We start from the raw sequence: 17,251 nt of genomic DNA, 5'->3' as shown, positions 1-17,251 counted from the left end.
AGTGCAGGAATCGCCAGAGCCTGTATTACATAGCCTGTGATAACAAATGTCCAGTATTTCTTCGTTTTATCTGCTATAAATCCGGATATGAGCCTTAGTGAATACCCGCACAATTCTCCTATACCGGACACAAATCCGATGGTTGTAGCGGATGCCCCTGCGAGGTTCAGATATTCGCCCAATATGCTTCTGGCGCCTTCATGAGTCATGTCCGAAAACAGACTTACGATTCCCATCAGGGTTATAAATATTATGGCGCCAGACAAAGCCCTTTTTTTATCCATGTTCTACTCCACTAATCCCGATTTGCTTATTTCATTATCTGGAATATAAATTCATCCACCATTATACCATCAAACAGAATCAGAAAAGCGGCCACGAGAAAAGAAATAATTCCTTTCCCATGGCCGCATAACTCAGCTTATGTTCGCCAATCTTTCAAGTATTCCTCTTACCGCTTCCCAGATTTCATCAAGCTGCGACTGGACTTCTTTAATATCATACTGATATATGTTTCCGGTTTCATTAGCTTTCTTTGCAATCTGGTTTATATTATTGCTGTTGATACGAAGGAGTCTGATTACCTCTTTTATATCCGAGAGATCCAGGTTGATGATATATCCATCCCTTGCCATCTTTCTGATATAAGCGCTCCGGTTCTTAATCCCAGCCAGTTCCATCTTGGCTTCTATGGCCTTGATGTCTTCAGGAGTCATTTTGATAAGGATGCTCTCGCCATAACTTACTGCCATGTCACAGTACCAGTTCGGGATGCAATGATCTGTGAGAACGTTCCGAAGGTTCTGGTTTCAGCTCATGAAGCTGATCCAGAAGAGATTTTTTCTCGGCATTCACGCTAACAGATTCCATTTTTTGTTGTTCATGCAGTCCCTCAATCTTTGCATCGAGTGCTTCAATTTCTTGCCTCATTGCAATGATATCATCAACCATGCCATCAGAATAATCACTTTCTCCACCTCTACTGAGCATATACATATCGACACTACTTTCATATTCGTATAGCTCTTTTGTGAGGTTGTCGCGCTCAGCTTCAAGTTCTTCTATGGATTTCTCTTGTTCATCAGGAATTCCGTTGGCATTGTCATCCTTCATATTCTCCACAGGATTCTGAGGAGCAACATTGTTGATCACACCATCACCGATCATATTGTCGTTCTGCTCCAGCTGATCCTCAAGACCTCTTCTGACATTACCGATTGTGTTAGGATCAAGTTCCTGCGGAACTCTTAAGCCAAACTCAGCAGTAACCTTATACTCGATGAGAGCGAAAACATAGTTTGGCATGGTACGCGCATCACGTTCCCAGTCCTGCATTGTTCTGTAAGGAATACCGAGATAATCTGCAAACTCTGTTCTGTTCATACCTGTACTCTCACGAAGCTGTATAAACCTCTCGCCCTGTGACAGGTCATTTACAGAAACAGCGGTTGCATCTGTAGTCTTACCATTAACATCATCCCACTTTTCAATGGGTGTTCCTGTTCTTCTTTCCATAACGATATCACTCCCTTCTGCGCCCGCCTTTGGGAAATCGGATCTCGAAATGAGCTTTTCCCTCCTCGTCAGTTGTAAGATCAACATAGCAGCTAAATATATTTCCTGTTCTCTGAGACCTACAGTCAACGAGCTTGACTGTTCCACCATTCACAAGGTCATCCGCAACTTCTCTGGTCATCTCCTTGCCTATAGCCTGGAAAAATCTGTTATTCTTCCAGAGTGCAAAGTTGCAGTCCATATTGTTACAGAAGAATCCCTTTTCACGTTCTACAACATGCGTACCACACACAGGGCAGTTACCGACAATATCATCGGCTTCATAAGCCTGTGTTGTACCACTGCCATCTTCAAAATTACCGAAAGGAAGCTCATCTGCAAAATCGGATGCATCCTTCCAGCCATCATCTACTGTTCCCATCAACACACCTCCCTATCTTTTTTTACCGGCTTAGCCGCAGGATCATTTTTTATCTGGTTCTTCCGAAGGCTTAGATTATCAAGAAGCGACTGCTTCATGCCTCCCCATCCATCCGGCAAGATCCTTACAGTTCCAAGTATTCGCCTCTCGGCAACTACCTTTTCCGGATTTTCCACAGGCTCTCTCAAAGGAGTATCCTTTGCTGTTTTCACCGCCTTACTATCCGCAACTTTCACAGGCTCATTATCAGCTACAATCTCAGGATTTCTCTCCTTGTAGATCTCTCCCAGCTTATCCTCAATCTTCTTGATGATCCTAGATGAAGTCTGTCTGATTGTTCCAAGCGAAGCCTTGAGTTCTTTCATATCCGCATCGGATGTATATCCACAAAGATACGGATAACTGTAATCATCTGTGTTATAGCCCATGAAAGATAACACAATACTTGCTGTGCCTTCAGCCTCAAGTTCCTTGCGGTTCTTGCTGATATTCTCAGTTGTATCTCCGTGAAGCATCGCATGAGTTATCTCATGAATACAGGTCTTAAGAGTCTGCAGCTCACTCATTCCCTGCTGAACCGCGATCCTCTTATCTTTTATGTGATAATATCCCTTAGCTCCACTCCTGATATCCTCAAAACCGATTGGAACAGGACTTATATCCTTAAGAACTCCCATAAGGAACTCATACTTATCAATGCTGCCCTTAAGCTCATCAACTCCGACTCTCGGAAGCTCTTTTCCTTCCGTCTGTGAAATATCAAAGGTTGTCTCTGCCTTGAATCCCATGAGATTGAGTTCCTTTGTCTGTTTCACAGGCTCCCCGTCCTGATCAAGAACAGGGCGACCTTTTGAATCCAGCACATCCACTTCCTTTTGGATTGTATAAGGGCTTGGCGCTATGACCTTTATGCCTTTCTCGCCTTTTCTTACATAGCGCCCCATCTTTTTCCAGGCATTATAGCCCTGACATAAAGTAGCATCGGGCTTCTGCATCGCTATGAGCATGCAGTTGTTCAGGGAATAATGCGGAAACTTTGCCATTGTTGCAAGCAGCTTTTTGTATTCTGTACTGTCACGGACTGCCTTTACACCATCCTGTAACTTGTCCGTCAGCTCTTTCAGCTTTTCTTCATTGGATGGGCGCTGGTATTCATTGCCGTTTTTTGCATTTTTTTCATCCATAAGCTTCTCCTCTTACTTTCTTTCGCCCTTAACTCCAGCAGGAGCCTTTACCGGCTCCTGCTTCTTTACACCTTTCACGCCGCCTTTTGCTTTCTTTGCATATGCAACATATCTTGACTTTCTTGCCATCACTCATCACCTCCGTCACCTGAAGACTCATCAGCCTGCTCACTATCAAGCTGGATCTCATCATCGTCATCATCTGAACTCATGCTCTTAAGATAGTCCTCGTCTTCATAGTCCTGATCCGGATCCTCACCGCTGGACTTCTTCTTTGAATTCTTTGTTGATGTGTAATACATGAATCCACCTACACCACCAAGTGCAATAATAAGGATGATCGCCATGATTCCTGTTACATTCACAGGCTCTTTCTCTGGCTTTTCTTCAACTGGTTCAGGTTCCGGCTCAGGTTCGGGCTGTGGTTCGGGTTTAACAACCTCAGGCTCTTTTTCCTCTTCCTTACCTATTCCTGTAACTTTGATATATTCACTGACCTGGTCATCATCCATCAGAGATAAAAGATCTGACTCATCAACCATGTTGAGGAAGTGAACCTTCTCATTACCGTCATCATCACGGTCAATAATGATGTAAAAGTAGTTGCCGTTCTTGGTCATAACAGTAATGAACTGCTTGCCACCGGCTTCAAGACTTCCGTAATCATCAACAAGTTCCATGTTTCCATCCGGAGTAAGTGGTCCCCACTTTTCCTCTATCTCAGGCTCCTTGCCCTCGCAGTTACGATAGTCCTGCTTGCAAAGTTTGCAGTTTTCATCAACATGATCCTCAGTACACTTGGTCTCACAGGTGCAGTCATATCCACCTGCAAATGCAGTTACCGGTGTAAAACAAAAAAGTGACCCCATAAGAGCCACTGAGCAGCCAAGTACCTTTGCCTTGGCAGTTATTAACTTAAAAGCTTTCATTTAAGATATCCTCCATAATTCCATCATTTTCAGTATCACGAGCATCTGTATCATCTGTAAAAGGCAGTGGCTCGGCATCTTCATCCTTCGTAGGCTTTGCTTCTTTTTTCTTACTCTTGGATGAAGCAGTCTTTTCCTTATCAGCTACGCCAAGGTGCTCTGCAAGCTGTTCCGGTGTGAAGTCTTTTCGTGCAACCACATCAAGTATGCTTGTAGCCAGCTCTGCATTTAGCTTTTCTTCTGTTTCCTCATACTTTGCCTTGGCTTCTTCTAACCTTGCCTTGGCCTTTTCATGCTCAGTTCTTAGTTTATTCAGTTTCTCAAACATATCTGTCCTCCCTTAACCGCCAATCCTGCCAAATTCAAGGAAATGGCTCTGCCAATATGGCGTGTTGATTGATGAGTATTTCACAGGATTACCTGCATGGATCATCATTCCGTTGCCGACATATATTCCGACATGACTCGCCCCGGCTGTATCATATGTGCCCTGGAAAAAGATAAGATCTCCTGGCTTTGCTTCTGAAGCTGGAACATAGTCTGTTCTTGCCCTGAGTCCGTTTGCAGTAAGTCTTCCAAAGTTCCATCCGTTACCACAGTGATTTATTACCCAGCTCACAAATCCTGAGCAGTCAAATCCCGAAGGACTGTAACCGCCCCAGACATAAGGTGTTCCAAGATGACTCTCAGCTTCATGGAGCATCCTTGCAAACTGCTCATCTGTAAGGTATTCCCCCGGCACATGATAGTCGTCTCTGTCTCCGGGATGATCATCGGGGATGTTGTAATAATCTTCCTCGCCAAAGAGATACTTCTTGTTACCATAGGTCTCAAGCAGCACTTCGTAACGTGCCATCTCATCATCAGTGAAGCCAAGCTCTTCAACCACTTCATCAAGGGTGTGATTTACAAGATAGACATTCAGGATGTAGTACTCATATTCTTCGGTATAGGTATACTCTTCCCAATAGCCGCCGTCTTCGTAGGAATCATCCTCAACCCACCTTACGTCTTCGACCTCTCTTTCTCTGGTCTCAACAACTTCTTCCGTAGTGATCTCATACTGAAGTTCAAAGATTTCCTGTAGTTTAGCCTGGACCTCATCCCTTGTATAAGCCTCAAAAATCACAGTAAGTATCGCTGCAAGCTGATATGGATTGTGCCCTACTTCATCAAGATAGTAATTAACTTCGTCATATCCATCCGTATCAATCTCATCTATCTCGTCTTGAAGCCCTGCTTCCAGTTCCTTGTAATCATCCTCTACAGCTAAGATATCCTCATCCTTTGCAGTATAAGAGGTTACTATGGTCACATCGCCCACTCCGGATCCGATTGCTGCACAGGAATTAAGAAATCCAGCGCATACAAGCACTACAAGAAGTATCAGAACCACGATTATGCTGATCACGGGATGCTCTTCGGCAAAGTTCTTCATCCACTCACCGATTGCACTTACTACATCTCTGGCTTTTTCTCCTACCTTTTCACCAAACTTGGCACCGCCTTCTGCAGCCTTGGCCTGCTTCTGTATCATTTTCCTCTGAAGTTCTTTCCTTGCTCTTTCCTTTGCAGCATCTGTACTTCCGCCTGAAAGTTCTCTTTTCCCATGTACTTTCTTGCTGTACTTACCGCTTTTTACCTTCGAAGTAACGTGACTGACTGCACCGCTGGCAACATATCCGCCAATATCAAAAACTTCCTCGGCAACAGCACTCTCTCCTTTGCCATCATCCGTAGAGTTCACAACATCTGACATGACTCCGACTCCAGCTGCGGTTTTCGATGCTGCATCCGAAAGATTTCCCGAGCTTTTACTCACATTTCGGTCCTTCTTTTTTGCTTCCTCTGCTTTCCTTGTCTTCTCGACCTCTGCAGCCTTCTTCTGTGTCTGTTTCTTTATTTTGTCCCTGTGCTGTTTCTCCTCAGGTGTCATGCTGTTATCAGCTTTACCGGTACGGAGCTTCTGTTCGTAATATCTTCTGGCAGAATCCTTATTCTTTAATTTGTTTCCATGCACTCTCGGAGCCTTATCCTCCGGAGATGCAGAATCCTCCTCACCCGGAGGATTCCTTGTGTATAATCCTTCTTCCATAACTCATCTCCTGTCTGTTTAAGCAGCTTTATCCTCAGAAGATTCTGAGAACTTGGTGGAAATCGCCTTATAGATCTTGGTGTCCTTAGGGAACCTGTCTATAAATGGCAGAATGACATTTCCATAAAAAATAAGTCCTTCACCTTCTCCCGAATGTGTTACATACGAAAGCTGGTGTGGACTTATGTTGAGCTGCTTGGCAAGAAGTTGTCTGTCACCAATGGCCTGATTAAGCATGATTATGAAGTCTGAGTTCTCGAAAATGTTGGAAACTTCAGCACTTGCGAGAAAGTCTTTGACGTTCTGTGTAACGCCTGTCGGGATACCTCCCCACTTACGGAACCTCTTCCAGATTTCCACTGTGTAGGCTGCAGTCTGTTCCTCACGTAATAACAAGTGCATCTCATCCATGATGTACCTTGTGGATCTTCCCATTTCTCTGTTGGCTGAGACCCTGCCCCATACCTGGTCCTGAATAATAAGCATTCCTATCTTCTTAAGCTGCTTACCAAGATCCTTGATGTCGTAGCAAACGAGTCTGCTATTGATGTCAACGTTTGTTCTGTGGTTGAACACGCTAAGCGAACCACTTACATAGATTTCAAGAGCAGTTGCAACATACTTGGCTTCAGGCTCATCCTGTTTTAAAAGCTCATTGTAAAGATCTTCCAATATCGGGATGTTCTCAGGCACAGGATTTTCAAGATATTTCCTGTAAACCGCCCTTGTACATCTGTCGATGACTGTTCTTTCCGTAGGCTGCAGACCATCCCTTGAACCCATGATAAGCTCCATGAGTGAAAGGATGAAATCTACCTTCAGCATGACCGGGTTATCATCATCAGAATAGTTCATGTTGATATCCATGGGATTTACATACTGCGTGGATGTAGGACTGATCCTTATCACCTGACCGCCAAGGTAATCCACCAGAGCTTTGTACTCCTGCTCAGGATCCGAAATGATGATGTCATCGTCTGTTACAAGGAAAGAATTTACAATCTCCCTCTTTGCAGCGAAAGACTTACCGGAACCTGGTGTACCAAGGATAAGTCCGTTAGGATTCTTAAGCATCTTTCTGTCTACCATGATAAGGTTGTTTGAAAGTGCATTAAGTCCATAATACAGAGCACCCCTGTGATCCTGGAATAGCTCCTGTGTAGTGAAAGGCACGAAAATAGCTGTGCTTGAAGTTGTCATACCACGCTGGATATCCACTTCGTTATATGCAAGCGGCAGTGTGCTTACAAAGCCCTGCTCCTGCTGGAAATCAAGTCTTATCAGATTACAGGAATGCTTCTGTGCTATGGATGAAGCCTGGAATAAGTTATTATCCAGCTCTTCCTTTGTCTTTCCTGTATTCATGATAAGGAAAGTCAGAAGGAACATTCTCTCATTCTGTGACTGCAATTCCTTAAGAAGTGCCTTTGCATCCTTGCCATAAGTCGCAAGATCACTTGGTATGATCTCCATATCATATCCGGCTCTTACTGCCTTTTTCTGTTCCTCAATCTTGCTTCTGTCAAGCTCGGTGATTGTATGCTTTACAGTCTTAATAGCCTCGTTCTGGTCTACTGACTTAAGATGCATTGTGACGATCTGACTGGATTCCATTCCAAGAAAATCTGCAAGCATCCTGTCGCTCACATCGGAAGCATCGATTGAAAGAAAGCTCATGGCACACCATGTATCTCCCATCTTGAAATATCTTCCATTAGGGAACTCAAATGAGCTTGGTGCCACAAAGTCTTTTACTGAAAGACCGCTGCCAGCAAGATACTTCCAGTCGAAATGGAACTTTGCATTATCTCCCATATGAGTCTGTCTGTGCATGAGTTCAAGTCGCTGTGCTCCGTTAAGAGTCTCAGCTATTACTCCCAGACGTTTGAAATTGTTAAGGATATCCATTTCAATATGGATCAGCCTTGGTTTAGCGGACTTCATTGAATCCGCATGGATACCGAAAGTAATATACTTTACTTTTGTAAGTCCGTTATTACCTGCCTGCATGTTCTTTAAGAGTATTCCAGAATACTCATCCCTTACATCGTTGAACCCGTCTTCCTGATGGGGAATTGCTATCTTTTTCTCAAAATCCCCTATCTCTGTTGCGAAGTTCATGAATGAAAGCTGGAACTGAACCGAACTGTCAAAGAAGTTCAGAAATCCACACCATTCCTCAAATATCTCTGTTTTATCCTCCTGCTGTGCAAGCTGGTAGTTGATGTCCTGGAACTGTATCGTCTTTGTGTAGAAATCCCCTCCTACTCTGCAGATACCATCCGGGAACATTCTCTCAAAAGGAAGTGTCTGCTGGGCTGATCTTGGAGTCCCATCGTCCTTCCTTGCATTTTTTATGATTACTTTTACTTCTTCCTGTTGTTTTCGTGATAATCCTTCGGGCATTTTAAATTCCCTGGAATTATCTTTTTTCTTCCATGGAAGCACGAACAATTTTCTCCACCTCCTTCTGCGTAGCAGCACATCTCTCCAGTGCTGCATAATAGTTATCCGTCTTGTACGGACGTTTCTTTGGCCTTATGAAAACGGCCTGTATAAAATGGCCAAGATAAACTTCCAAAGGTCTTCCGTTCTTTTCATACATGGCAAAAAAGAATATCGGCATCATAAGTACCATCATTCCCATTACTGCCACATTGACCGCAGCCACGCTCTTAATAAGAAAAAATGACGGTACTCCTATGAGTGCCGCCACTGTAAAACATATGAGCTGTCTTTTGGTCAGATTCAAGAACACCTTGCTTTTGACCTTCGTTAAGTCTCTTGGCACGCTTATGTACGAAGCTGCCATATCTGTTACTCCTTTCCCTTAAATACACTGTAATACCGACTTTGCAACTGTGCTTGTCTTAAATAGGGACAATGCAAGCAGAAGCGTATAGCCCACAACTCCCCAGAGGGATCCGACTATATCTCCTGTAAATGCTATGGACTGTATGAGCACCGCATAGATGCCTACACAAATCATGATGAGAAATCCCTGGAAACCAAGGGCAAATAGACTCTTCACGTAGTTCATTCCCATAGCACTCTGCTCCCTGTTACCGAATGTTGCAAATGGGATTGGAGCCATGGAAACGTACATATAGATCTCTATCATCCTCACATAAATGATCACAAATATTATCTTGGATAATATAAGGGTTGTTATGAAGATGATGGATACCTGAAAATACAGTCCGAAAAGTTCAAAAATATTCATGGCTTCAAGCGTTGACTGCAGTGATGAAAGTGCCGAGGAATCTATTGCTGTGGAAGCAGCTATGACTCCACCCGCGCTTGATATCACATGATTAGCCACATCAAATACTGCCATTGCAAAATCAAATGTATGTGTAATGATTTCCACCGCAATAGCTGTCTTGAATATCCACTTAAAAATAAACCATGTCTCGAAGTTCGCCAGATTGTTGTAACTGATGATAAGCTGTATCAGCTCATAACACGCAACAAATGTCAGTATTATGCCCGCAATCGGCATTATCACATTTTCTGAAACATTCCTTACCATGCCAAAGACCGATGGCGAAAAAGCCGATGGTGTCATTGCAACATCAGAAGCAATACCACTGACTTCATCATTCACATATCCAAACATGGTCTGGAACAGCGTCATAAGGGAAGGGATTATGTACTCTTTGAGATGTTCTTCCAGTTCCTGCCATACTCTTTCCAAAATATCCCTCCTGTTTCTTCTGCCAGCTTACCGCTGGACTTTTAGTTGTTTGTTGAATCAAAAAAGGACTGGCTATGGGATTTCCCATATGACCAGTCCACAAAAGTTACTTTCCAATATTCAGTTGTAATTATCCTGCAGGATCTAAATCAAAGAAGTCCTGCAAGAAGAGGAACTACTGTTGTTCCGATAAGAGCAACACCGCCACCAGCCATCAGCTGCTTCATTCCCTGTGACTTAGCCCCGGGATTGTCATTTCCATAACCTTCAAGAAGGTTAATACCGCCCCATACTCCAAGGCCTGCGCCAAGGGCAATTACGATTGTCTGCAATGTTGTGATTGAACTCTGAAAAAATGCCATGATTTTGAAAACCAAAAACGCAGCATAGCTTTATATTACTGCGTTTTTGGCATCCTCCTTCCAATATTTTTTGTTGGTTAGCGACACTCTCCTTTTTGAGTGCCGGTTGATAGTTGCTGCAGAAAATCCGTCGACTGATTTCCTGCGTGTGGCCACACCTGCCTGTTTAAAGGCTTTTATAGGAAAAGACCTTTAGAGCCATGCCCTTTATCGACATAGCAATGGATCTTAGTCCTCATCAGTTACCTCGATGACTTCATATTCATCATCAGGTTTAAGAACTACTCTGTGGCTAAGGAACTTCTCCACATCAAACCAGTTCTTTTTATCTGCATCCGCTGTGTACTTGTAGTTCGGATGCTGCGTAAGATCATATTTGTCTGACAGGAAAGGTCTTATGCCCCTTACCTGCACAATACATTTTGAGCCATCCATTACAGAAAGCTCATCAATGCTCATAAGGTCATGACCAAGTTTCTGGTAATTCATGTTGTAGCTTGGCTGACTTCCCCTGGACTCACCTGTGTTATACATATCAATGGTCTCTTTTCCGAGAGTAGCGTTTATATCTTTAAGCGTTGACTGCTCGGATCCGCCAAGGAATATCTGCGAATCGCAGTTTGCACAGATGGTCTCTGCATTATCCTTGTATATCGCCTTCAGCTGTGACTTTGCCTGCAGAACCAGCGCGGCTGATATCTCACGGCTTCGTATGGTAGCCATGAGCTTCTCCAGGTTAGGTATCTGGCCGATGTTCGCCGCCTCATCAATGAGGCAGCGTACATGCACAGGGAGCTTTCCACCGTACACATCATCGGCCTTTTCACAAAGAAGGTTGAACAATTGGCTGTAGATGATACTGATAAGAAAATTAAAAGTACTGTCCGTATCTGACATGATAAGGAACAGTATCGTCTTCTTATCCCCAAGCGTATCAAGCTCCAGCTCGTCATAACTCATCACTTCACGAACCTGCTCAATGTCAAAGCAGGCAAGCCTTGCACCGCATGAAACCAAAATAGATTTCGCAGTCTTTCCGGCAGCTAATTTGTATTTGTTATACTGCCTCACTGCGAAGTGATCAGGATTCTTTTTCTCAAGCCTTGAAAACAGGATATCCACTGCATTCTGGAATGATTCATCATCCTCTCTTACCTCCATGGAATTGATCATTTCAACAAGTGTATTAAAATTTCTCTCTTCCTCAGGAGCCTCATAATAGATCATGCCGATAAGTGCTGTATAAAGCAGCTTCTCGGCTTTCTCCCAGAAAGGATCTCCGGGAGTGCCCTCACCCTTGGTATTTGCCATGAGTGTTGTTACAAGCTTCAATATGTCAGACTCCGAATGGATATATTGGAACGGATTGAAATGCATGCTCTTCTTGAAATTCACAGTATTAAATATCTTTATCCTGTAGCCAGCCTGCACAAAAGCATTTCCTACTTCATTGATTACAGTTCCCTTGGGATCAGTCAATACATAGGAACTGTGGAACTGTAAGAGATTCGGTTTTATGAAAAACCTTGTCTTACCGGAACCAGAACCACCTACCACAAGGACGTTCTTATTCCTTGCAAGTTTGGGATCCTTTGGCCGGTTGTTCATGGTAATGCGTTCTGTCTGTGACAGTATCACATTATTTGCAAACACCGGGTCCTCAAATGGCTCTATGTCCTCCTGTTTCCCCCAGCGTGCTGATCCATACTCTTTTCCGTGACGAAAGTTTTTGGCATTCTTGCTTTTGATATAGACTGCAAGCCGCAACCCTGCTCCAAAAGCTATGCCAACGCAAAGGTCAAACGGATGAAGACTTGGAAGCATATTTGCAAATGCCTTACTTAATCCGCCATACAGGACAAGTCCCTGGACTTTCTCAGACATATTGCTTCCCCATGCTATTCTCCATGCTTCACCAAGGTTGGTACAGAAAAGTCCCACAGCAACATACGGGATATTAAGGATAATTTTCTTCTTCAGCTTTCTGTTCATCTGACTTTCTCCTTATATCTCGTCTTTTCCTTGCGGGGCTTCTTTGAGATTTCTTCCTTAAGCTTACGGAGCTGCTGCACAAGACTGGGTTTTTCTTTCTTCTGTCCTCTTTTCACAATCTCTGCAGAATACTCTTTTACCACAGCTGTAATGGCATCCATGTCCTTAGCCTTGAAAAAACACATATAACGAGGCGGATCCGCTGTTTTGTCTTTTACAATCGCAAAATCCACTCCGTATTTATTAGCAATCTTCTTGAAAGTACCGATGCTCTCACCGCTTACTTCCATGCTTGAAGCACCCTGCCCCTGTTTAATAAGTTCCTTTACCGTCTGCTTACCTTCTTTCGGAGCATTATGTCTCTTTTCATGGTTCCTCATATAGATCTTTATTCCCTTTATGAGGCCACTCCCGGAAACTCTGGCAACATTTATCACAAACCTTATGGCTTCCTTTGAAGTCTCACCATTATTCATAGGCAGTTACCTCATGCAGCTTCGCCATAGTCATGTTCAAGCGGAAATGCTTTAAAGCTGACTGATGCGCAGCTCAGCTTTACAAGACTCCTCTCAAACAGAGTTCTTATCGCCTTTATGTCCAAATCTGAAAGTTCCTTTATCCTGGAATCTCTGCCCGTCTTCATAAACACGGCACTTCCCACAAGGTAGTTTCCAAACTCCGTATATACTATGGCTTTGCTTGAAAATACCATTGCATAATCATCACAAAGCGAATATGCCAATCCATCATCACCCAGAGCCTCCAGCATCCTGTCCAACTCTCTGGTACTCACTGTACGAAAATTACTGTCCGTTCCTACCACAAGAGCCATTGGATTACTGATATCGCTCTTTATTTTTCTTGCGTTCCCCGGAAACTGGATTATCTTGTCATTGACCGGATCCAGCTCTATCTGTATTTTTAGCTCTTCCATCTTTAAGCCGCCTTTCTTGAGTTTCTGTGTTCGTCCATGATCTTAGCCATGCATGGATAGCAGAATGGTTTTCCTGTTCCATAGGAACAAGGCGTTTTACAATTCTGCGGCTTGATCCCTCCCTGCGGAATTGGATTCAAATCCCTGCAGCTAAACCTTGAACAGTTCAGCGCTTTTCGCTCCTGAGCCTTCCTTTTGTTGGCTCTCTGACGTTCTCTGCCTTTACTCATCCTCTTCTCTCCCCGTTCTTAGAAAATGTCTTTAAAAACAGCGCCAGGCTTAGTGTGCACATCAGCCCGGCGCCGTTATCTTATTCCCATATTAGTGAAGGGTTTTATCAGAGTGTTGCTTCACCCTTTGTCTTAGTGCCGATCTCAGCAGCATCCTTGTGAGGTGTCTTTGCCGCCTCATCCTTGGCTGCCTTAAGGTCTCCAAGAAGTGACTTCTTCTCAGAAGCTTCGTGAATCTTTGTCTCCTTTTCAGCCTGACGCTCTACAAACTTCTCACCAAGCTCAAATACCTTGTCCTGAGCATCGTAGTGATATACGTTGTCTGTGAGCTGGTCTGCAGGATCCACAGTTGTGGCATTTACCTCTTTTACCATGTTCTCAAGGCTCTTGAGGTCAAAGTTGCCATTGTCAGGGATGATCAAAAGCTCATGTATAGAGCTGGGTAAGATGAAGAAGCTCTGACCTCCAACTCTTTCAGAAGCCTTGTCCATGAAATCCTCATAAGCCAGAACTCCGGCTCCGTGAACGTTTCCTTCTACAGATGCAACAAACATCTGCTCCTGCTCAGGTGGAATGTTAAGACCAAGCATCTCAAGGTCCTCAACTCCCATCTGCTTGGCAAGTACTTCTGCCATGCCCTCGATAACAAGAGGTCTGATCTCAGGAGCATTCTTCACAGCATCCTCATGGAGCTGGTCTGCAGTGATTCCGTAATTATCAATCATCTGATTTGTCACAAGGATTGTTCCTGTACCCTGGGCTGTATCTCCGATCACGAAGCGATAAACCACTGACATGTCCTCAATATCCTTATGAGGAACAGTCTCAAGCAGGTCCGCATTTCTGTCTTTGGAAACAACCTCCATGGCAAGTGAATCCTTCATCTTGCTGTAATCACTGAATGCATCCACATCAAACTCAGGTCTGGACTTAAGAGCGTTGTCCGCCATATCAGCAGCTCCCTCTACAATAGAATCGTAAGATCTTCCGTCCTCATACTCCTTGTAAAGAGCTGTTGCGTTAAGATTTACTCCGATGATGCTGTCCTCCGGCTTTACAGTGATTGCCTCGTAGGTCTCGTTCATCTTATCTACAGTTCTGGTCTCTACCAGTGTGTCTCCACCGTTTCTTGCATCAAGCGCTTCCTTAACGTCCCTTACCAGATTCTCTTTAAATGTTTCAAAATCCATGTTGTTTTCCTCTCTCTTTTCAAATAATTATTGGCACGAAAAAAGCACCGGTCATGACGTATTCATCACAACACAGTGCCAGAACAAAAAAATATTCTTTTGCAAAAGAAAAACGCCTCATGGTTCGGACTTCATTTCTGCAATCCGTATCACTTGGCGCATTATAATAATATCATGCCTAAAATCGATTGAAAAGTGACGAGAGGGGTAAACTTGGGGTAAAGTCGAGGTAATGTTGGGGTAAAGTCAGGGTAAACTTTTTCAAATTACTCCAAATCTAGATTTGTGTTCCTAATCTATCGTGAAATATAAAGTATATTCCAGTAGTTTTTACCTATCCAGCACAAACTCGGCCTTCTCCTGATTCCATGTGCCATTACCATTTAGAGTCAGATGCATAATAACATAGCCAAGAGTAGCGTATAGCTGCTCCTCCCTTTTTATTTACAGCAACAGATAAGTAAGGCTACAACATATGCAACAATGCCCCCAAATAAAACTATTCCGTTTTGAGGTAACCGAGCCAGTTCATAGACAACCAAAAGGCCTTGAACAATCATTCCCAAGATTCCCGAAAAACACACTATTTTACGCAACTTAGCTTGTGTTATTTGTGAATGGTCCCCATCTTTAACACCTGCAAATGCGCTAAAATCTCCGGTCGCGTTAGCAACTTTCCATGTGAACAGCATAGACGCATAACACAGACATATTACAGCACATACAATGAGGAGAGCTAACCACTTTCTTTCAGTTATCTTATATGTTGTCACTCCGACAAATATCGATAGAGCCATATTCAATGAGAGCATCATTGCAAGCCCTCTGTTTCTCTCTATTTTCCGCTGATATTCTACAACATCAATCACATTTGCAATTGCATCTGATGCATTTTCTTTAGAAACATCAGGTGTTACGGCTTTCTCCGATTGCATTATTTCCAGAATACTGACCCCCAACGCCTCTGATAAAGGTTCTATCAGCTTTATGTCCGGGAATCCCACGCCATTCAACAGCCGTTCCGCTCATGCCTGCGATACTGTATCGCATTATTCCATATAAAGTTTTGCTACTCTTTTTGTGTAAGGTTTTATTATTTACCAAATACATGATATTTTTACGCTCTTTTATGTATAGACCATTGATGTCTGGGTCTGTGCCTAAACGCAACGATATTTAGAGGCTTTTCGTCCTTTTTAGCATAATTCTCATACGCCTTCTTATAGTGTTTCTGACCAGCCCAGATATCATCTGCAACAGCCCCCCACTCTTTAGCGTAATTATCGCATTTAGCACAAAGATGTTCAACGGTTTCCTCTGATTCTTCGTTTGTGCCATGGGCACCGGATCTTTCAACCATCTCCCTTAAAAGCTTAGGGTTTTCAAGCATAGGGCAAGGTCTTAAATGGTTCTTATTAAACGGCTGACCTTTGTGATACTCCATGAAAAGAGGGCTTTGAAGTATCCCAAGTATTGAATGAGTATGTATATTTGCATTGGAGAAGTGGATAAATACGCAAGGCTCAGCATCTCCATTTGAATTGATATGGAAGTAGTTTCTTCCTCCGGCTATGCAGCCGCCAACAGCTTCCCCATCGTTCTGGAAGTCCATAGGGAAGAAGCCAATGTCACACTTATCGCTTCTAAGGAATCGTATCTGATCCACCATTTTCCTTCTCTGTTCTACAGTAGGCATAAGCTCAGGAACAGCGTTATTTCCAACCGGCATATAGTGGAAGAAGAATCCGAATCTTGCACCTTTTTCGGATATAAACTTTATAAACTCAGGATCTGTGACTGCTTCAATATTCTGTCTTGTGTAGCAGATAGAAGTTCCATAGACAATTCCATACTTCTTGAACAGATCCATGGCATTCATTACAGCATCATAATGTCCCAGACCACGCCTTGCGTCATTAGTCTCAGGAGTTCCCTCAATAGAAAGCTGGAATGTGAGATTTCCAAGTCTTACAACTTCTTTACAGAAATCCTCGTCAACAAGTGTTGAGTTGGTATAGATAGAAAACTCAACATCATTGTGCTTTTCAGCCAGTTTCAATATATCTTTCTTCCTTACAAGAGGCTCTCCTCCTGTCATCATGTAAAGATATATTCCCAACTCTTTTCCCTGAGTAACGATCTTGTCCATATCTTCAAAAGACAGATTGTGCTTAGGGCCATAAGTACCTGACCAACATCCGGCACAGTGCATGTTACAAGCACTTGTAGGGTCAAAGAGAATAAGCCAGGGGATATTACATCCGTACTTTTCCCTATTCGCTCTGATCATTTTTGTACCTCTGAAAAATGCCTCATAGCCGAGATTGAGCATCATCATCTTTGCAACATGAGGATCTGTCTCATCTATTACTTGGTTCAGGAATTTCACCCATCTGTTATCAGGATTCTTAAATGCATTCCTTACCTTATCAAGGCTTTCTTTCCTGGCTCCATCTTTTCCCCAGAATTTTTCTGCCTGATCTACCAGTTTTAGATAAGTTGCTGTTCTGTTCTCTGATTTATCGAGGTTTGCAAGAAACTTGTCTATAAGCATACTGAACGCCTGCCTTTGTACTTTGTGAGAAATGTTTTTTGCCAATTCCATACTTGTTATACCTCCTCATGTGATGTTATAATTGTTCTGTTGTTACAAGTGTAACACCACAGTATAAAAGCTACAATGCCCATAGCATCGGACATTA

At 43.2% G+C, this 17,251-nt stretch carries 18 protein-coding genes and 1 pseudogene; all 19 read right to left on the bottom strand.

Annotation, left to right across the window (positions count from 1 at the left end; all coding sequences use genetic code 11):
- Nucleotides 1-284, bottom strand: a pseudogene (locus tag G590_RS0114240) (MFS transporter); the annotation flags it as partial.
- Between the two features lie 132 nt (nucleotides 285-416).
- Nucleotides 417-752: a plasmid mobilization protein gene (locus G590_RS0114235; protein ID WP_022766332.1), complete on the bottom strand. Its 336-nt coding sequence runs from the start codon at nucleotides 750-752 to the stop codon at nucleotides 417-419.
- A gap of 1 nt (nucleotide 753) precedes the next feature.
- Nucleotides 754-1,515 (bottom strand): helix-turn-helix domain-containing protein, encoded by a 762-nt coding sequence (locus G590_RS21860; RefSeq protein ID WP_022766331.1) that lies wholly within the window; start codon nucleotides 1,513-1,515, stop codon nucleotides 754-756.
- Between the two features lie 7 nt (nucleotides 1,516-1,522).
- Nucleotides 1,523-1,936 carry a hypothetical protein gene (locus tag G590_RS19725; RefSeq protein WP_035763376.1) on the bottom strand — a complete coding sequence of 138 codons (414 nt, stop codon included), beginning with the start codon at nucleotides 1,934-1,936 and terminating at the stop codon, nucleotides 1,523-1,525.
- Complete coding sequence (locus G590_RS19720; RefSeq protein WP_022766330.1) at nucleotides 1,936-3,120, bottom strand: ArdC-like ssDNA-binding domain-containing protein; 1,185 nt, start codon at nucleotides 3,118-3,120, stop codon at nucleotides 1,936-1,938. The genes G590_RS19725 and G590_RS19720 overlap by 1 nt, the downstream gene beginning before the upstream one ends.
- Nucleotides 3,121-3,248: 128 nt before the next feature.
- Complete coding sequence (locus tag G590_RS19715) at nucleotides 3,249-4,049, bottom strand: DUF4366 domain-containing protein (protein WP_022766328.1); 801 nt, start codon at nucleotides 4,047-4,049, stop codon at nucleotides 3,249-3,251.
- Nucleotides 4,036-4,377, bottom strand: a complete 342-nt coding sequence (locus G590_RS19710; RefSeq protein ID WP_022766327.1) for a hypothetical protein — start codon at nucleotides 4,375-4,377, stop codon at nucleotides 4,036-4,038. The genes G590_RS19715 and G590_RS19710 overlap by 14 nt, the downstream gene beginning before the upstream one ends.
- Before the next feature lie 12 nt (nucleotides 4,378-4,389).
- A complete protein-coding gene (locus G590_RS19705) occupies nucleotides 4,390-6,144 on the bottom strand; it encodes a C40 family peptidase (protein WP_022766326.1) in 1,755 nt (584 codons plus the stop codon).
- Nucleotides 6,145-6,162: 18 nt separating this feature from the next.
- Nucleotides 6,163-8,550: a VirB4-like conjugal transfer ATPase, CD1110 family gene (locus tag G590_RS0114195; RefSeq protein ID WP_026494174.1), complete on the bottom strand. Its 2,388-nt coding sequence runs from the start codon at nucleotides 8,548-8,550 to the stop codon at nucleotides 6,163-6,165.
- Between the two features lie 16 nt (nucleotides 8,551-8,566).
- Nucleotides 8,567-8,956, bottom strand: coding sequence for a PrgI family protein (locus G590_RS0114190; RefSeq protein ID WP_022762209.1), 390 nt, complete (start codon nucleotides 8,954-8,956; stop codon nucleotides 8,567-8,569).
- 18 nt (nucleotides 8,957-8,974) lie between these two features.
- On the bottom strand, nucleotides 8,975-9,841 hold the full coding sequence (locus tag G590_RS0114185) for a VirB6/TrbL-like conjugal transfer protein, CD1112 family (RefSeq protein ID WP_022766324.1): 867 nt from the start codon (nucleotides 9,839-9,841) through the stop codon (nucleotides 8,975-8,977).
- A 149-nt stretch (nucleotides 9,842-9,990) separates the two neighbouring features.
- Nucleotides 9,991-10,203 carry a Maff2 family mobile element protein gene (locus tag G590_RS0114180; protein WP_026494173.1) on the bottom strand — a complete coding sequence of 71 codons (213 nt, stop codon included), beginning with the start codon at nucleotides 10,201-10,203 and terminating at the stop codon, nucleotides 9,991-9,993.
- 228 nt (nucleotides 10,204-10,431) lie between these two features.
- The gene (locus G590_RS0114175) at nucleotides 10,432-12,195 is read right to left on the bottom strand and encodes a VirD4-like conjugal transfer protein, CD1115 family (RefSeq protein ID WP_022766322.1); all 1,764 of its coding nucleotides are present in this window, start codon (nucleotides 12,193-12,195) and stop codon (nucleotides 10,432-10,434) included.
- Nucleotides 12,192-12,671, bottom strand: coding sequence for a PcfB family protein (locus G590_RS0114170; protein WP_022762214.1), 480 nt, complete (start codon nucleotides 12,669-12,671; stop codon nucleotides 12,192-12,194). The genes G590_RS0114175 and G590_RS0114170 overlap by 4 nt, the downstream gene beginning before the upstream one ends.
- Nucleotides 12,672-12,682: 11 nt before the next feature.
- Entirely contained in the window at nucleotides 12,683-13,129 is a 447-nt protein-coding gene (locus G590_RS0114165) for a hypothetical protein (protein WP_022766321.1), read from the bottom strand.
- A 2-nt stretch (nucleotides 13,130-13,131) separates the two neighbouring features.
- Complete coding sequence (locus tag G590_RS0114160) at nucleotides 13,132-13,359, bottom strand: hypothetical protein (RefSeq protein ID WP_022766320.1); 228 nt, start codon at nucleotides 13,357-13,359, stop codon at nucleotides 13,132-13,134.
- Between the two features lie 107 nt (nucleotides 13,360-13,466).
- Nucleotides 13,467-14,549 carry a DUF5688 family protein gene (locus G590_RS0114155; protein ID WP_022766319.1) on the bottom strand — a complete coding sequence of 361 codons (1,083 nt, stop codon included), beginning with the start codon at nucleotides 14,547-14,549 and terminating at the stop codon, nucleotides 13,467-13,469.
- 440 nt (nucleotides 14,550-14,989) lie between these two features.
- A complete protein-coding gene (locus G590_RS0114150; protein WP_022766318.1) occupies nucleotides 14,990-15,562 on the bottom strand; it encodes a hypothetical protein in 573 nt (190 codons plus the stop codon).
- Between the two features lie 104 nt (nucleotides 15,563-15,666).
- The gene (locus G590_RS19700; RefSeq protein ID WP_022766317.1) at nucleotides 15,667-17,154 is read right to left on the bottom strand and encodes a radical SAM protein; all 1,488 of its coding nucleotides are present in this window, start codon (nucleotides 17,152-17,154) and stop codon (nucleotides 15,667-15,669) included.
- Nucleotides 17,155-17,251: the final 97 nt, after the last annotated feature.

It is taken from the genome of Butyrivibrio sp. XPD2006 (assembly GCF_000420865.1).
In the GTDB taxonomy this organism is placed as follows: domain Bacteria; phylum Bacillota; class Clostridia; order Lachnospirales; family Lachnospiraceae; genus Butyrivibrio.
The sequence above is the reverse complement of the archived record's forward strand: the minus strand, read 5'-3'. Positions and strand labels throughout refer to the sequence as shown.

What these genes read in the sequence shown, in the direction of transcription:
- G590_RS0114190 (WP_022762209.1), bottom strand. Translation starts at nt 8,956, where the DNA reads ATGGCAGCTTCGTACATAAGCGTGCCAAGAGACTTAACGAAGGTCAAA.
- G590_RS0114155 (WP_022766319.1), bottom strand. Translation starts at nt 14,549, where the DNA reads ATGGATTTTGAAACATTTAAAGAGAATCTGGTAAGGGACGTTAAGGAA.
- G590_RS19720 (WP_022766330.1), bottom strand. Translation starts at nt 3,120, where the DNA reads ATGGATGAAAAAAATGCAAAAAACGGCAATGAATACCAGCGCCCATCC.
- G590_RS0114195 (WP_026494174.1), bottom strand. Translation starts at nt 8,550, where the DNA reads ATGCCCGAAGGATTATCACGAAAACAACAGGAAGAAGTAAAAGTAATC.
- G590_RS19725 (WP_035763376.1), bottom strand. Translation starts at nt 1,936, where the DNA reads ATGGGAACAGTAGATGATGGCTGGAAGGATGCATCCGATTTTGCAGAT.
- G590_RS0114160 (WP_022766320.1), bottom strand. Translation starts at nt 13,359, where the DNA reads ATGAGTAAAGGCAGAGAACGTCAGAGAGCCAACAAAAGGAAGGCTCAG.
- G590_RS19705 (WP_022766326.1), bottom strand. Translation starts at nt 6,144, where the DNA reads ATGGAAGAAGGATTATACACAAGGAATCCTCCGGGTGAGGAGGATTCT.
- G590_RS19700 (WP_022766317.1), bottom strand. Translation starts at nt 17,154, where the DNA reads ATGGAATTGGCAAAAAACATTTCTCACAAAGTACAAAGGCAGGCGTTC.
- G590_RS0114235 (WP_022766332.1), bottom strand. Translation starts at nt 752, where the DNA reads ATGGCAGTAAGTTATGGCGAGAGCATCCTTATCAAAATGACTCCTGAA.
- G590_RS0114180 (WP_026494173.1), bottom strand. Translation starts at nt 10,203, where the DNA reads ATGGCATTTTTTCAGAGTTCAATCACAACATTGCAGACAATCGTAATT.
- G590_RS19715 (WP_022766328.1), bottom strand. Translation starts at nt 4,049, where the DNA reads ATGAAAGCTTTTAAGTTAATAACTGCCAAGGCAAAGGTACTTGGCTGC.
- G590_RS19710 (WP_022766327.1), bottom strand. Translation starts at nt 4,377, where the DNA reads ATGTTTGAGAAACTGAATAAACTAAGAACTGAGCATGAAAAGGCCAAG.
- G590_RS21860 (WP_022766331.1), bottom strand. Translation starts at nt 1,515, where the DNA reads ATGGAAAGAAGAACAGGAACACCCATTGAAAAGTGGGATGATGTTAAT.
- G590_RS0114165 (WP_022766321.1), bottom strand. Translation starts at nt 13,129, where the DNA reads ATGGAAGAGCTAAAAATACAGATAGAGCTGGATCCGGTCAATGACAAG.
- G590_RS0114170 (WP_022762214.1), bottom strand. Translation starts at nt 12,671, where the DNA reads ATGAATAATGGTGAGACTTCAAAGGAAGCCATAAGGTTTGTGATAAAT.
- G590_RS0114175 (WP_022766322.1), bottom strand. Translation starts at nt 12,195, where the DNA reads ATGAACAGAAAGCTGAAGAAGAAAATTATCCTTAATATCCCGTATGTT.